The 15,085-nt window shown below is 64.4% G+C and carries 12 protein-coding genes; 8 read left to right on the top strand and 4 right to left on the bottom strand.

Translation table 11 applies throughout. The features are described 5' to 3' along the window. Positions 1–1,224 (bottom strand): ADP-forming succinate--CoA ligase subunit beta, encoded by a 1,224-nt coding sequence (gene sucC / locus AC1RQK_RS19885; protein WP_492373116.1) that lies wholly within the window; start codon positions 1,222–1,224, stop codon positions 1–3. Positions 1,225–1,689: 465 nt separating this feature from the next. Here sucC and AC1RQK_RS19880 point away from each other — a divergent pair, with 465 nt between their 5' ends. The 4 genes from AC1RQK_RS19880 (at position 1,690) to AC1RQK_RS19865 (ending at position 7,847) form a co-directional block, all read left to right on the top strand. Beyond that, entirely contained in the window at positions 1,690–3,444 is a 1,755-nt protein-coding gene (locus tag AC1RQK_RS19880) for a thiamine pyrophosphate-binding protein (protein WP_492810667.1), read from the top strand. A 23-nt stretch (positions 3,445–3,467) separates the two neighbouring features. Next, positions 3,468–4,697 (top strand): formyl-CoA transferase, encoded by a 1,230-nt coding sequence (gene frc, locus AC1RQK_RS19875; RefSeq protein WP_492810665.1) that lies wholly within the window; start codon positions 3,468–3,470, stop codon positions 4,695–4,697. Between the two features lie 130 nt (positions 4,698–4,827). Next, positions 4,828–6,957 carry an acetate--CoA ligase family protein gene (locus AC1RQK_RS19870; protein ID WP_492810663.1) on the top strand — a complete coding sequence of 710 codons (2,130 nt, stop codon included), beginning with the start codon at positions 4,828–4,830 and terminating at the stop codon, positions 6,955–6,957. Positions 6,958–7,073: 116 nt separating this feature from the next. After that, positions 7,074–7,847: a fumarylacetoacetate hydrolase family protein gene (locus AC1RQK_RS19865; RefSeq protein WP_492810661.1), complete on the top strand. Its 774-nt coding sequence runs from the start codon at positions 7,074–7,076 to the stop codon at positions 7,845–7,847. Positions 7,848–7,936: 89 nt separating this feature from the next. On the opposite strand, the gene AC1RQK_RS19860 is transcribed toward AC1RQK_RS19865, so the two are convergent. The 3 genes from AC1RQK_RS19860 to AC1RQK_RS19850 all read right to left on the bottom strand — a co-directional run bounded on the left by AC1RQK_RS19860 (position 7,937) and on the right by AC1RQK_RS19850 (position 10,004). Further along, positions 7,937–8,506, bottom strand: coding sequence for a cupin domain-containing protein (locus AC1RQK_RS19860; RefSeq protein WP_492810659.1), 570 nt, complete (start codon positions 8,504–8,506; stop codon positions 7,937–7,939). A 129-nt stretch (positions 8,507–8,635) separates the two neighbouring features. Next, positions 8,636–8,947 carry a hypothetical protein gene (locus AC1RQK_RS19855; RefSeq protein ID WP_043355743.1) on the bottom strand — a complete coding sequence of 104 codons (312 nt, stop codon included), beginning with the start codon at positions 8,945–8,947 and terminating at the stop codon, positions 8,636–8,638. 115 nt (positions 8,948–9,062) lie between these two features. Then, the gene (locus tag AC1RQK_RS19850; protein WP_441637573.1) at positions 9,063–10,004 is read right to left on the bottom strand and encodes a LysR family transcriptional regulator; all 942 of its coding nucleotides are present in this window, start codon (positions 10,002–10,004) and stop codon (positions 9,063–9,065) included. A 211-nt stretch (positions 10,005–10,215) separates the two neighbouring features. On the opposite strand from AC1RQK_RS19850, the gene oxlT (AC1RQK_RS19845) reads away from it, so the two are divergent. From oxlT (AC1RQK_RS19845) to oxlT (AC1RQK_RS19830), 4 genes are all read left to right on the top strand, one after another. Next, positions 10,216–11,556 (top strand): oxalate/formate MFS antiporter, encoded by a 1,341-nt coding sequence (gene oxlT, locus AC1RQK_RS19845; protein WP_492373110.1) that lies wholly within the window; start codon positions 10,216–10,218, stop codon positions 11,554–11,556. A gap of 130 nt (positions 11,557–11,686) precedes the next feature. Further along, the gene (locus tag AC1RQK_RS19840; protein ID WP_492373109.1) at positions 11,687–12,598 is read left to right on the top strand and encodes a LysR family transcriptional regulator; all 912 of its coding nucleotides are present in this window, start codon (positions 11,687–11,689) and stop codon (positions 12,596–12,598) included. A gap of 133 nt (positions 12,599–12,731) precedes the next feature. Then, positions 12,732–12,953, top strand: coding sequence for a hypothetical protein (locus AC1RQK_RS19835; protein ID WP_492373108.1), 222 nt, complete (start codon positions 12,732–12,734; stop codon positions 12,951–12,953). Between the two features lie 644 nt (positions 12,954–13,597). Continuing rightward, positions 13,598–14,914 (top strand): oxalate/formate MFS antiporter, encoded by a 1,317-nt coding sequence (oxlT, locus tag AC1RQK_RS19830; RefSeq protein WP_492810655.1) that lies wholly within the window; start codon positions 13,598–13,600, stop codon positions 14,912–14,914. Positions 14,915–15,085: the final 171 nt, after the last annotated feature.

The raw sequence follows: 15,085 nt of genomic DNA, 5'->3' as shown, positions 1-15,085 counted from the left end.
TCAATGCCCTCCCAGTATCTGGACGTGACCTTGCGCGGCCTTCACCGCCTTGACCACTTTTTCGGCGGCGTCGGCAAGATGATCGGCCGACAGGATCGGCAGGCCCGAGTCGCGCAGGATGGCCTTGCCGAGTTCCACGTTGGTGCCTTCGAGCCGGACCACCAGCGGCACCGTGAGGTCGATCTCGCGCGCGGCGGCCACCACCCCTTCGGCGATCACGTCGCAGCGCATGATGCCGCCGAAGATGTTCACCAGGATGCCTTTGACCTTGGGGTCGTCCAGGATCAGGCGGAAGGCCGCCGTCACGCGCTCCTTGGTGGCGCCGCCACCCACGTCGAGGAAGTTGGCCGGCTCGCCGCCGTAGAGCTGGATGATGTCCATGGTGGCCATCGCCAGCCCGGCACCGTTGACCATGCAGCCGATGCTGCCATCGAGCTTGACGTAATTCAGCCCGTGGCGGGCGGCTGCCGCCTCGGCGGGATCTTCCTCGGTCTCGTCGCGCAGGGATTCGATATCCGGATGGCGGTACAGCGCGTTATCGTCAAAATTGAACTTGGCGTCGAGCGCGATCACGCCGCCCGCGCGCGTGACGACCAGCGGGTTGATTTCCACGACCGACGCGTCCAGTTCGGTAAAGGCGCGATAGGCGGACAAGATGAAGCGCGAGGCGGCGCTCACCTGCTTGCCGACGAGCCCCAGCCCAAAGGCCAGGCGGCGCGCATGGAAGGGCTGGATGCCGCTGGCCGGGTCGATCGCAACCTTCAGGATCTTCTCCGGCGTGCGGGCCGCCACTTCCTCGATCTCCATGCCGCCTTCGGTCGAGGCCATCAGCGTGATGCGGGAGGTGGCGCGGTCGATCAGCATGCCCAGGTAAAGCTCGCGGGCAATCTCGCAGCCTTCCTCCACATATAGGCGCTTTACCTCGCGTCCGGCCTCTCCGGTCTGCTTGGTGACGAGCACTTTGCCGAGCATCTGCTCGGCCTGCGCACGCACCGCGTCGACGGACTTCACCACGCGTACGCCGCCCTTGCCGTCGGGGTCGCCGGCAAAGCGGCCGGCGCCGCGGCCGCCGGCATGGATCTGGGACTTCACCACCCATGTGGATCCGCCGATCTTGCGTGCCGCGCTAGCGGCTTCCTCGGGGGTAAAGGCGACCGCGCCGCGTGGCACGGCCACGTCGAAGCGCCTGAGCAATTCCTTGGCCTGATATTCGTGAATGTTCACAGTCTCCTCGCTCTTGGTAATGCGCGTGCCGGCGAGCCGCAGAACCGGGTGGTCCGGCAGGATGCGCTGTAAAATATGGTATGTAATATATCAAAGATAAACAAGGCCGTTTTCCCTGAAGAGGCCGTATGAAGCCGTGAGCAGATCCAACCCGTGAGGAATCGGAATGAATGTGCTCGGACTCAGCAATTTCGCTTATCCATTGTCATTTTTGGGCTGAATTGCTGCATCGCGTCGTTGAAACACTTCTCCCGATACCGAAATTTTCCTTGAGATTCGTTGATATATCACATACCGTATGTCATCAAGATCCGGCGAAAAGGATCGATAGCGTCGCAGGGCCAGGTGACATGCAGGGCAGGCATCGGCCAGGCAGCCAAGCAGCAAAGGGCGAAAGGATGTCGTGACAACGGGCCAGGTCCGCGTCACAGCCTGTCGCAACCCAGTCAACGAGGAGACCAAGACATGTCTGCAGTCGCACCCACGCGGCCTGAATCCACCACGGCCGAAGACACCCTGAAGCAGAAAACCCGCGATGCCGGCGTGATTTCCGGCGGCCACCTGGTAGCGCGGGCCCTGAAGAACGAAGGCGTCGACACCATCTTCACGCTGTGTGGCGGCCACATCATCGACATTTACGACGGCTGCGTGGACGAGGGCATCCGCATCATCGACGTGCGCCATGAGCAGGTTGCCGCGCACGCGGCGGACGGCTACGCCCGCCAGACCGGCAAGCTGGGCTGTGTGGTGACCACAGCCGGCCCTGGCTGCACCAATGCCGTGACCGGCGTGGCGACGGCTTTCCGCTCGGAAAGCCCGATCATCCATATCGGCGGACAGGGCGCGCTGTCCCAGCACAAGATGGGCTCGCTGCAAGACCTGCCGCACGTGGACATGATGTCGGCCATCACCAAGTTTGCTGCCACCATCCCCAGCACCGAGCGGGTGGCGGACATGATCTCGATGGCGGCGCGCGAATGCTTCAACGGCGCACCCGGCCCGGCCTACCTGGAAATCCCGCGTGACGTGCTCGACCGCGAAGTCGATGTATCGCGCGCGGTGATTCCGCGCCCCGGCCACTATCGCGCCTCCACCCGATCCATCGGCGACCCGAGGGATATCGAGCGCCTGGCCGACATCCTGGTCAATGCCGAGCGTCCGGCCATCCTCTACGGCCAGCAGGTCTGGACCGCGCGCGGTCATGAAGAGGCCATCGCGCTGCTCAAGGGCCTGGATATTCCCGGCTATTTCAACGGCGCCAGCCGCGGCCTGCTGCCGCCGGGCGATCCGCATCACTTCGACCGCACCCGTACGCAAGCTTTCGCCAACGCCGACGTGCTGATCATCGTGGGCACGCCGTTCGACTTCCGCATGGGCTACGGCAAGCGCATCAGCAAGGAGCTGACGCTGGTGCAGATCGATATGGACTACCGCACGGTCGGCAAGAACCGTGAGATCGATCTTGGCCTGGTGGGCGACCCCGGTGCCATCCTCGGCGCGGTGCTGCAGGCTGCCAGCGGGCGCATCAAGCACGACAAGCGCCAGGCGCGCCAGAAATGGATGGGCCAGCTGACCGAAGCCGAGGCCGTGGCGGCCGAGAAGCTGATGCCGCTGTTCCGCTCGGAAAACACGCCGATCCATCCGTACCGCGTGGCCTATGAACTGAATGAGTTCCTGTCGGACGACACGGTCTACATCGGCGACGGCGGCGACGTGGTGACCATCTCCGCGCAAGCGGTGCGCCCGCGCCGTCCCGGGCAGTGGATGGACCCGGGTGCGCTGGGCTCGCTGGGCGTCGGCACCGGTTTTGCCATCGCCGCTGGCCTGGCCAACCCCAACAAGGAAATCCTCTGCTACTACGGCGACGGCTCCTTCGGCATGACGGCGTTCGACATGGAAACCGCCAACCGTTTCGGCGTGCCCTATCTGGCGGTGATCGGCAACAACTCCGCCATGAACCAGATCCGCTACGGCCAGCTCGCCAAGTACGGCGAGGCGCGCGGCAACGTGGGCAACCTGCTGTCGGACGTGCCGTTCTCCAGGTTCGCCGAAATGCTCGGCGGCTATGGCGAGGAAGTGCGCGACCCGGGCAAGATCGCCGGCGCGCTGCAGCGCGGGCGCGAGGCGGTGCAGCGCACCGGAAAGTCGGCCGTGATCAATATCTGGGTGGATCCGCGCGAGTACGCGCCGGGCACCAAGAACCAGACCATGTACAAGTAACCCCGGTGCGAGGAGACAAGACCATGAACAAGGCACTCGAAGGTGTGCGGATCCTGGACATGACCCATGTGCAGGCCGGCCCTTCGGCCACCCAGCTGATGGCATGGCTGGGGGCCGATGTGATCAAGGTGGAGTTGCCGGGGCGCGGCGACATCACGCGCAGCCAGCTGCGCGACGTGCCCAACGCCGACAGCCTCTACTTCACGATGCTCAACTCCAACAAGCGCAGCCTGACGCTCAATATGAAGACGCCGGAAGGCAAGGCGCTGCTGGAGGACCTGGTGCAGCGCTGCGACGTGCTGGTGGAGAACTTCGGCCCCGGCGTGCTGGACCGCGCGGGCTTCGACTGGGACCGCCTGCGCACGCTCAACCCGCGGCTGATCTACGCGTCGATCAAGGGCTTCGGCCCGGGGCCGTATGCGGATTGCAAGGCGTATGAGAACGTGGCCCAGTGCATGGGCGGCTCGGCCAGCACCACGGGTTCCAGCGAGGGCCCTCCCACTGTCACCGGCGCGCAGATCGGCGATTCCGGCACGGGCATCCACTGCGTGGTGGGCATCCTTGCCGCGCTGCTGCATCGCGAGCATTCCGGGCGCGGGCAGCGGGTGGAAGTGGCGATGCAGGATTCCGTGCTCAACCTGTGCCGGGTCAAGCTGCGCGACCAGCAGCGCCTGGCCGCCGGCCCGATGCGCGAATATCCCAGCCAGGCGTTCGACGACTTCGTGCCGCGCGCCGGCAATGCCTCGGGCGGTGGCCAGCCCGGCGCTGCGCTGCGCTGTGCCCCGGGCGGGGCCAACGACTACGTCTACGTGATCGTCCAGCCGCAAGGCTGGGAGCCGCTGATGCGCCTGTGCGGCAGGGAAGACCTGATCACGCATGCGCAGTTCGCGACGCCGGAAGCCCGCCTCAAATGCCTGGAAGAGTGCTTCTCCATCATCGAGAAATGGACGCGCACGCGCACCAAGTTCGAGGTGATGGAGGCGCTCAACGAGGTCGACGTGCCATGCGGCCCGATCCTGTCGATGAAAGACCTGATCGAGGACAAGTCGATGTACGAGCGCGGCTACCTGGTGGAGCTGGATCATCCGGAGCGCGGCCAGTACGTGCAGCTGGGATGCCCGATTACCCTGTCGGCGTCGCCGGTGGAGGTGGAGCGTTCGCCGCTGCTGGGCGAGCATACCGAGGAAATCCTCGACTGGCTGGGGCGCACGCCTTCGCAGATCGCCGCCTTGCGCGCCGCCGGGGCGGTCTGACGCCCCGGGCGTCTCTGCATTAATTCAAGCACCTCCCGAACTGAGTTCACAAGCCGCCCGCCCTCGCGTTTCACGCGAGGGCGAGGGCCGGTTCATCCCTACGCAATCCATGAACAGATGGAGACCTGACATGGCACACAATAAGGACGCGGTGCGGAAGATCCTCGCCGCCGTGAAGGAAGAAGGCCGCAACGCACTGACGGCGCCCGAGGGCAAGCTGGTGTGCGACGCCTATGGCATCCCGGTGCCGGGCGAGGGCGTGGCGAAGTCACCCACCGGTGCGGTCGAGCTGGCGGACAAGATGGGCTACCCGGTGGTGCTCAAGATCGTGTCGCCCGACATCCTGCACAAGACCGAGGCGGGTGGGGTACTGGTGGGCCTGAAGAACGCGGCGGATGTGGAGAGCGGTTACCTGAGCATCATCGAGAACGCGAAGAAGTACGACGCCAAGGCCAATATCGTCGGCGTGCAGGTGCAGCAAATGATCGCCGGCGGGCAGGAGGTGATCATCGGCGCGGTCACCGATCCGTCGTTCGGCAAGCTGGTGGCATTCGGCCTCGGCGGCGTGCTGGTGGAAGTGCTCAAGGACATCACCTTCCGCATGGCGCCGGCCAGCCAGGAGGATGCGCTGTCAATGCTCGATGGTATCGCCGCCGCCGATGTGCTCAAGGGCGTGCGCGGCGCCGATCCGGCCGATCGCGAGGCGCTGGCCGGCATGATCCAGCGGGTCTCCGAACTGGTGAGCGATTTCCCGGAAATCTCGGAGCTTGACCTCAACCCGGTGTTTGCCAGCAAGGACGGCGCCATCGCCGCGGACGTGCGCATCGTGGTGGATTTCGCGCCGCAGCCGGCGCGCTATCGCCCCAGCCAGGAGGCTATCGTCAGACAGATGAACCGCATCATGCGTCCCGATTCGGTAGCCGTGGTCGGCGCCTCGAACGAGGACGGCAAGATCGGCAACTCGGTGATGAAGAACCTGATCAACGGCGGCTACCAGGGCAAGATCTACCCGATCCATCCCAAGGGCGGCGAGATCATGGGCATGACCGCCTACAAGAGCGTGCTCGATGTGCCGGGCGAGGTGGATGTGGCGGTCTTCGCCATTCCCGCCAAGCTGGTGGCCGGGGCGCTGGAAGAGGTGGGCAAGAAGCACATTCCGGGTGCGGTGCTGATTCCCTCCGGGTTTGCCGAGACCGGCAACGTGCAAGGGCAGGAGGAGATCGTCGCCATCGCGCGCAAGCACGATATCCGCTTGATGGGGCCGAATATCTACGGCTTCTACTACACGCCCAAGAACCTGTGCGCGACCTTCTGCACGCCGTATGACGTCAAGGGCAAGGCCGCGCTGTCGTCGCAGTCCGGTGGCATCGGCATGGCCATCATCGGCTTCTCGCGCTCGGCCAAGATGGGCGTGTCGGCCATCGTCGGGCTGGGCAACAAGTCGGATATCGATGAAGACGATCTGCTGACGTTCTTCGAGCAGGACGACAACACCGAGATCATCGCCCAGCACTGCGAGGATCTGAAGGACGGCCGCGCCTTCGCCGAAGCGGCGAAACGGGTCTCGAAGAAAAAGCCGGTGGTCGTGCTCAAGGCCGGGCGCACAAGCATGGGCGCACGCGCCGCCAGTTCGCACACGGGTGCGCTGGCGGGCAACGACAAGATCTACGAGGACGTGTTCAGGCAGTGCGGCGTGATCCGCGCGCGCTCGCTGCGCGATCTGCTGGAGTTCGCGCGCGGCATTCCCAAGCTGCCCACGCCCAAGGGTGAGAACGTGGTGATCATCACCGGCGCCGGCGGCTCGGGCGTGTTGCTGTCGGACGCTTGCGTGGACAACAACCTGTCGCTGATGACCATGCCGGACGATCTCGACGCGGCATTCCGCAAGTTCATCCCGCCCTTTGGCGCGGCGGGCAATCCGGTGGATATCACCGGCGGCGAGCCGCCCACCACATACAAGAACACCTTGCGCCTGGGCATGGAGGACCCGCGTATCCACGCCATCATCCTGGGCTACTGGCACACCATCATCACGCCGCCGATGGTGTTTGCCAAGCTGGTGGTGGAGGTGAAGGAGGAGATGGCAGCGCGCGGCATCGACAAGCCGATCGTGGCTTCGCTGGCGGGCGACGTGCAGGTGGAGGAGGCTGCCGAATACCTGTACGAGCACGGCGTGCCGTCTTACGCGTACTCGACCGAGATCCCGGTCGCGGTGCTGGGGGCCAAGTACAAGTGGGCCCGCGGCGCCGGCAAGATCTGATCGGTGCGCCATGCGGTAAAACCGGCCCGCCATGCACGCATGCGCGGGCCAGTTTCTTGACAATGCGGCACAGGCGCGGACACGGGCGTGTGCCGTTCTCGCCTAAGGAGCTTGCGATGCAAACGTGGATTCGCTTCCAGACCGGTGACGGCGAGGTCGGCTTTGGCCGGATCGAGGGCGATCATGTCATCGAGTACGATGGCCCGGGCCACGCGCGGCCGGAGCCCACCGGCGCGACCTTGCCGCACGAGGGACTGCGGTTGCTGAGCCCGTGCGAGCCGGGCAAGATCGTGGCGCTGTGGAACAACTTCCATGCGCTGGCGCGCAAGCTGGAAAAGCCGGTGCCGGCGCATCCGCTATTCCTGATCAAGCCGGCGAGTTCGCTGGCGGGGCCAGGGGATGCCATCCTGCGGCCCCGCAGCTACAGCGGCAAGGTCGTCTACGAGGGCGAGCTTGGCATCGTGATCGGCCGCCGATGCCGCAACGTGGCGCCGGACGATGCCGCGGCGCATATCTTCGGCTACACCGTGGTCAACGACGTCACCGCAGCCGAGCTGATCGCGGAGGACCCGAATTTCCCGCAGTGGTGCCGTGCCAAGGGCTTCGACACCTTCGGCTGCCTGGGCCCCGTGATCGTCACGGAATTCGACTGGCGCGCCACCAGCGTGGTGACGCGGCTCGACGGCGCGCAGCGGCAGAACTATCCGCTGTCTGACCTGATCTTCTCGCCCGAGCAACAGGTCAGCCTGATCTCGCAGGATCTCACGCTGATGCCTGGCGATGTGATCGCCTGCGGCACGTCGGTCGGCGTCGGCTCGATGAAGGATGGCGCCGTGGTGGAGGTCACGATCGAGGGCATTGGATCGCTGGTCAACCACATGCGCGGATAGTCGATAGTCCGGGCGCTGGCATCCAGCAAGGAACAAGGCAAGCGCCGGTTCTCGCCGGTTCTCGCCGGTGCTCGCCCTGTTGATCCGTGTCAGAGCGGCAGCGTCATCAGCAGGGTGAGGGCGGACGTATCGCGCAGGCCAATCCGCGCCATCGCGCGGCGCAGGGCAGCCGTGGCGGCACCGCAGGCCTCGCCAGCGCGATTGGTGAAGTTCAGCCGTGCCAGCACGCGGGTGGCAAAGCGCAGCGTGATCGGGACCTGCTTGCGGCAGAACGCCACCTTGCGCACATAGCCATCGACCTCCCAGAACCAGGTCGTGTTGGCAGGGAAATAGCCGATGTCGCCGGCCCGCAGCACATGCATGCGCCCGGTGGCGCTGGTGACCCTGACCTGGCCTTCCAGAATCAGCACGGTCTCCTCCCAGCCGTAGTACCACTCGAACGTGCCACCCGTGCATTCCCACACATTGGTGGATGCCAGGCCGTCGATCGCGCGGGAATGCTGCGCGGCGCGCGATTGCGGGGCCCCGGTACGGATCCAGGTGGGTTCGATCGGGCAATGCTGCATCGGCAAGTCGCCGGTGCTGGCGAAAGCCCCTTCGCGCTGCTGCGCGAGCGTGCCGGCTGGCGCGTCGGCGCCGAACATCGTCTGTGACCCCATGGCTGCCTCCTTGTTTTTGATTGGTAGGCAGACATTAGCGAGCCTGGCATCCCTGAAATGTGCGGTGACGCACTTTCGGCGCAATTTTGGTGCATGGCGCAGGCCCGCCGGGGAAAAAGACGTCGTTGCTCAGTTGGCCTTAAGCGCCTTCGCACGCAGGTAGTCGGCCTTCTTGTCGAGGATCAGCCGGCTGAGGAAGCCGGCATCGTAGGCCTTGAGCAGGTGCGCGTGATACTGCTCGATATAGCGCGCGATGCGGCTGTGCTCGCATTCGATGCCACATAGCCAGGCGTACATCTCGCTGTCCCAGCGAAAGCGCAGGCCAAGCTCGGTGAACGCGGCGTTGTAGGCGGCGAGTTGCGATTCGTCGACCCCGCGCGGTGCGCTGGCAGCGGTGTCGGCATGGGAACTGGTGCGGGTTTCGAACTGGACCTGGTTCATGATCGGACTCCTCGGGCTCTCAGTGAAAGGTTGGGCCTGAAAAGATTGGGCCTGAGACGAGGATAGGTTTGCCGATCAATTAACGATAATTAAAGTTTGACTGAATAACCATAACTTATCGTTTATGTTTTATCAGGTTGTCCACGCCGGTGATGCGCTGGATCAGGGTGGCGCCTTCTTCCATCAGGAAATGCTTGAAGGCCAGCGCCACCGGTGGGAGGCGCTTGTTCTTGCGATGCACCACGTACCAGTTGAGCATGACCGGGAAGCCCTCGATATCGAGCACGGCGAGATTGCCCGTCTGCAGTTCCAGCCCGACGGTGTGTGCCGACAGGAACGCGATGCCCATGTTGGCGATGACGGCCTGCTTGATGGTCTCGGTGCTCTTGATCTCCATGGCAATGCGCAGGTTGGACAAGCGCCCGGCAAAGCCTTCCTGCATGGAGTTCCAGGTGTCGGAGCCTTTCTCGCGCGCGACGAAGGCTTCGTCGGCCAGCGCCGCCAGCGGGATGTTGCGCTCGCCCACCAGCCGGTGGTTGGGCGCGGCAACAATGACGTAAGGGTGGGGCGCGAAGGATTCGCTGACGGTGTCCATGCCTTCGGGGGGGCGTACCATCACCGCCAGGTCGGTCAGGTTGCCCGCAAGCTGGTGCAGCAATTCCTCGCGATTGTGCACTGCGAGGTTGAGCGTCACGCCGTCATGGCGCTGCATGAATTCCGCGAGCAGACGCGGGAAGAAGTAATCGCCGGCACTGATCACGGCCACATTGAGCCGTCCGCCGGAGATGCCCTTGAGCTGCGACATCGCGTCTTCCGCTTCGCGGAATTGCTGCATGATGCTGCGGCTGTAGTGCAGCATCTCGATGCCGGCCGGGGTCAGGTAGATCTTCTTGCCAAGTTGCTCGAACAGCGGCAGGCCGACATGGCCCTCGAGCTGGCGCACCTGTGTCGAGACGGCGGGCTGCGTCAGGTGTAGCTCCTCCGCCGCGCGGGAGAAGCTCAGGTGCCGGGCGACCGTCTCGAAAACCTTCAGCTGGCGCAGCGTGGCGTTCTTCATGCACTCGTCCGTCCCATGTATAGAGGATCGTGAATGATCATAATAAAAAACTTTATGCCGTGCCGAACTTAGTTTGAACTAGCATCAGTCCACGGATGCACGTGCCGCAATGTCAGGCGCGCTCAATCAAGTAGTGACCAAGGGCTCCCCTTCCAGAGAAGCCTACCCGTCGGGCCACAGAGCGCGACACGCACTATGCAGGAGACACGACATGGCGCACGACAATTCGGCGGCATTGGCCGCAAGCCGTCTGGGCTGGCTTCACAACCGCTGGTTCCAGCTGGCGATCGGTGTGGTTTGCATGGGGCTGGTAGCCAATCTGCAATACGGCTGGACATTATTCGTGACCCCGATGAATGCCAAGCACCACTGGGGCGAGTCCGCCATCCAGGTCGCTTTTTCCATTTTCATCGTGACCGAGACCTGGCTGGTTCCGCTTGAAGGCTGGTTGGTCGACAAGATCGGTCCGCGCCCGGTAGTGGCATGCGGCGCGGTGTGCGCGGGGCTGGCCTGGGTCATCAATGCGTACGCGACCAGCCTGCCGCAGCTCTACCTGGCGGCGGTGATCGCCGGCATCGGCGCCGGCGGCGTGTATGGCACCTGCGTTGGCAATGCGCTCAAGTGGTTTCCGGACAAGCGCGGCCTGGCGGCCGGGCTGACCGCCGCCGGTTTCGGCGCGGGCTCGGCGCTGACCGTGATCCCTATCGCCAACATGATCCAGCGCTCGGGCTACGAGCAAGCCTTTATCACCTTCGGCATCCTGCAAGGCGCTTGCATCCTGCTGATGGCCTTGCTGCTGGTCAAGCCGCGTCCGCCTGTGGGCGCCGTGGCGGCCAAGGCGGTACTGACCAATCCCATCGAGTTCACGCCGGGCCGGATGGTGAAGACGCCAGTCTTCTGGGTTATCTACGCCTCGTTCGTGGCGGTCGCGGCGGGCGGCATCATGGCCACTGCGCAACTGGGTCCGATTGCACGGGACTTCGGCTTCGCGTCGATGCCGGTGACGATGCTGGGGTTCACGCTGCCGCTGCTCACCATGACGCTGTCGATCGACAACCTGTGCAATGGTTTCACGCGGCCGCTGTGCGGCTTTATCTCGGACCGCATCGGTCGGGAAAACACCATGTTCTTTATCTTCATTGGCGAGGGACTGTCGCTGCTCGGGCTGATGGAGTTCGGGCATAACCCTTATCTGTTCATGACGTTCGCGGCGCTGACGTTTCTGTTCTGGGGCGAGATTTTCTCGATCTTTCCCGCGCTGTGCGCCGATACCTTCGGCAGCAAGTTCGCCGCGGCCAATGCCGGCACGCTGTACACGGCCAAGGGCACGGCGGCGATGCTGGTGCCACTGGCCTCGATCCTGTCGGCGCGTGGCGGGTGGGATGCCGTCTTTACGGTGGCGGCGATCGTGACCATCGCGGCTGGTTTGTCCGCCAAGTTCGTGCTGGCCCCGATGCGACGACGGTTTATCACCGGGCATGCCGAGCCCCTGGTGCCGGCGACCGATCCCGCGGCGTACCTGGCGGGGCTCTCTGCCCGCGAGAGCGACTGAATCACCAGCCGGGCCCGGACTCGCTTGACGCAAATCCGGGCCCGGCGTCTATCACGATGCGCAGCGCGCTGCGGGGCATGGCAAAGCTGCTCTCCGCGCCCAATGCCCAATGCATGCAGGAGGGGTGATCATGAATATTTCGCTTCCCCAGCTCAAGGCCTTCGCGGCTGTCGCGCGACAGAAGAGCTTTACCCGCGCCGCGGCTGAGCTCGGGCTGACGCAGTCCGCCATCAGCCGCAGCGTGCGCGAGCTGGAGGACGAGATCGACCAGCGGCTGTTTGACCGCACCACGCGCCAGGTCGAGCTCACCGACGCCGGCGAGCACCTGTCGCAGCGCATCTGCCACCTGATCGAGGAAGTCGAGCAGACGCTGCGCGAGAGCCAGGGCGCGGCCAGGCCGTGCCAGGGCGCGGTGCAGATCGCGTCCGATCCGGTGCTGTCGTCGATGTCGCTGCCGGGCTGGCTCGCGGGTTGCCGTGCGGCCTGGCCGGGCATCGGCATCAGCCTGAAAGACCGCTCGCATGAGGCGGTGCTGCAGTGCGTGCGCAGCGGCGAGGTGGACTTCGGTATCGCTACGAACCCGCAATCCGGGGACGATCTCTACTGCGAGGGCCTGTGCGTCGATCCGTTCCATGCCGTGTTGCCATCGCAGCATCCGCTGGCCACGCGCGAGACGGTAGGGTGGGGCGACCTGAACGATGCCAATGTGCTGATGCTGGACCAGCACTCGGGCATCCAGCCGGCCGTAGAGCAGGCCTTTGGCGTGTATCACGTGCGCGCCGGCTCGCTGCAGGTGCTTGGCCACTTCGCCGCGATCTTCGGCATGGTGGCGCTGGGGCTGGGCATCGGCATCGTGCCATCGCGCGCCCAGGCGGCCGGGCTGGGCCCCGCCGCCGTCATGCGGCCATTGCGGCCACAGGTCACGTCCTCGGTGATGCTGGTACGGCGCAAGAGCCGGTCGCTCAAGCCCAATGCTGCTGCCATCTGGGACGCGCTGCGAGGCATGGAGCCGGACCAGACGTTGCTGGCGCGCGTAGGGTAGGGGAATGGCGTTGCGAACGACTGTTGCGTCAGCGCCCAAAATCTCATGATATATTACATACAGGATATTTACACATAGTGCGCCGCAGCATATAATGAAAACTCCTACTCACCATCCCTACCGGAGTTTTCTGATGGACAGCGCACTTCTTCTCGGTCTTGCCTTTGGTCTGATTGCCCTCGGCGTTGGTGTTACCTTCCTGATTGCTACCCGTGTGCCGACCCCTGTGCTCGCCCGTGCCCAGGAACATGGCCGCTTTGCCGGCCTTGGCGCCTCGCAGGAAACCGCCGGCATTGGCCGCGCCAGCCCGGCTCCGTCTGGCGTGAGCGCGCAACCCAACCTGGCCCGCGCCTGATGCTCGCGTGGTGCGATTGGCGGGCCGCATGGCCGCCAATCGCTGCCGCTGCGCTGGAATAGGGGCCATCCCCCGCCAGATTCCCTTGGTTTGATTGCTGGGTTCGCTTGCGCCAAGCCTTCCCAGGCACCTTTTTGCTGTTCTGCGGATCGCAAGTTCCTTGTTCGCTCCCTCCGCTCTTCTGTCCTGAAGGGCCAGACATTTAGTACATTGATGCCCCAGTCTGCCTGACTTAATCTAGGGACTTTCCCGAGGATCGTCTTTGAGGCGCTGCGCCGGCCGGTTCCCCGGACCCATTTGTACTGGCAGATAGCCGCTTGTCCACGTGCGCCATTAATGAAGCGGGACGCCCTAAGTCCTTGATCCATCAGCAAGCCGGCTTGCACTGCTCGCCCGCTTTGATGCGCGTGGCGCACGAGTAACCTTCGTGCCGCTTTCCGGTGCATTGCCATCGCCATTTCCGGGCAGTTTCATGGTCCGCCAAGTGGGCTAAAAGCGTCTTGACTATATTGATATATCACATACTGTATAGCAATGAAACGACGGCAGTATCTGGGATGCAGCACAAGCGGTGCCGTCCCAAAAGAGGTGTCCGAAGACGCCCTTTCCACATAAGGCGGCCCCGCCCGCCATAAGGAGACACCATGGAACATCAGCAAAACGCGCCCGAGTCACGCTTTGCCTCACCCTGGGTTCAACTCGCCTTTGGCGTGATCTGCATGGCGATGATCGCCAACATGCAATATGGCTGGACACTGTTCGTTAACCCGATTGACGACAAGTACCACTGGGGCCGCACGGCGATCCAGGTGGCGTTCACCATCTTCGTCGTTACGGAAACCTGGCTGGTGCCGATCGAGGGTTACCTCGTGGACAAGTACGGCCCGCGTCCGGTCGTGGTGGGTGGCGGCCTGCTGTGCGCGATTGCCTGGGCCTTGAACTCCGTGGCCTCGTCTCTGCCGATGCTCTACTTCGCGGCAGCCTTGGGTGGGGTGGGGGCGGGCGCGGTGTATGGCACCTGCGTGGGCAATGCGTTGAAGTGGTTCCCAAACCGGCGCGGGCTGGCGGCAGGCATCACCGCCGCCGGCTTTGGCGCGGGCTCGGCGCTGACCGTGGTGCCGATTGCCAACATGATCAAGACCAGCGGCTACGAGGCCACGTTCTTGTGGTTCGGCCTGGGCCAGGGCCTGATCGTCTTCTTCCTGGGCATGGCGCTCTATCCCCCTTCGGCCAAGGTGCTGAACCAGGTCACGTCCGCGGTCAAGACGGCTGCCTACAACGCCTCGCCGCGCCAGGTCCTGTCCTCGCCGATCTTCTGGGTGATGTACGCCATGTTCGTGATGATGGCGGCCGGCGGCCTGATGGCGACCGCCCAGCTGGGCCCGATCGCCAAGGATTTCGGCCTCGATGGCGTGCCGGTATCGCTGCTCGGCCTGACGTTGCCCGCGCTGACTTTCGCCCTCACCATCGACCGCGTGCTCAATGGGCTGACGCGTCCCTTCTTTGGCTGGATCTCGGACAACATCGGCCGGGAGAACACGATGTTCCTGGCCTTTGCGATCGAGGCGGTGGGCATTCTGCTGCTGGCTAAGTACGGGCAGGATCCTATCGCTTTCGTGGTGCTGACCGGTGTCGTGTTCTTCGCCTGGGGGGAGATCTACAGCCTGTTCCCGGCAACCTGCGGCGACACCTTCGGGCCCAGGTTCGCCGCCACCAATGCTGGCCTGTTGTATACCGCCAAGGGCACGGCTGCGCTGCTGGTGCCGTTCTCCAGCGTCATCACCGCCGCCACCGGCGACTGGCACGCGGTCTTCATGCTCGCCTCGGGCATGGCGGCGCTGTCCGCCTTCCTGGCGCTGTTCGTGCTCAAGCCAATGCGCGAAGCCCACGCCAAGAAGTATGTGCATGCCAGTACCACGCCGCCGATGGGATATCGCGCGGTGCCGGAGGACCTGACCTGACGGGCTTGCCGGCGTGGATCGGCGCGGTCAATGCGCCGCGGGAATAGGGATATGATCGAAGGCGAAAGCAAAAACGAAACCCCTCCCGCGACTCCCGCTGCATGTTGCGAGGCGCGTGCAGTGCAAGATAAGACCAGAGCGGCGGGCAAGCACTTGTAGCGCGTGCCCCGT

It is taken from the genome of Cupriavidus sp. GW822-FHT02D05 (assembly GCF_058802485.1).
Note: the sequence above shows the minus strand (reverse complement) of the source record. Positions and strands in the feature narration are given on the sequence as shown.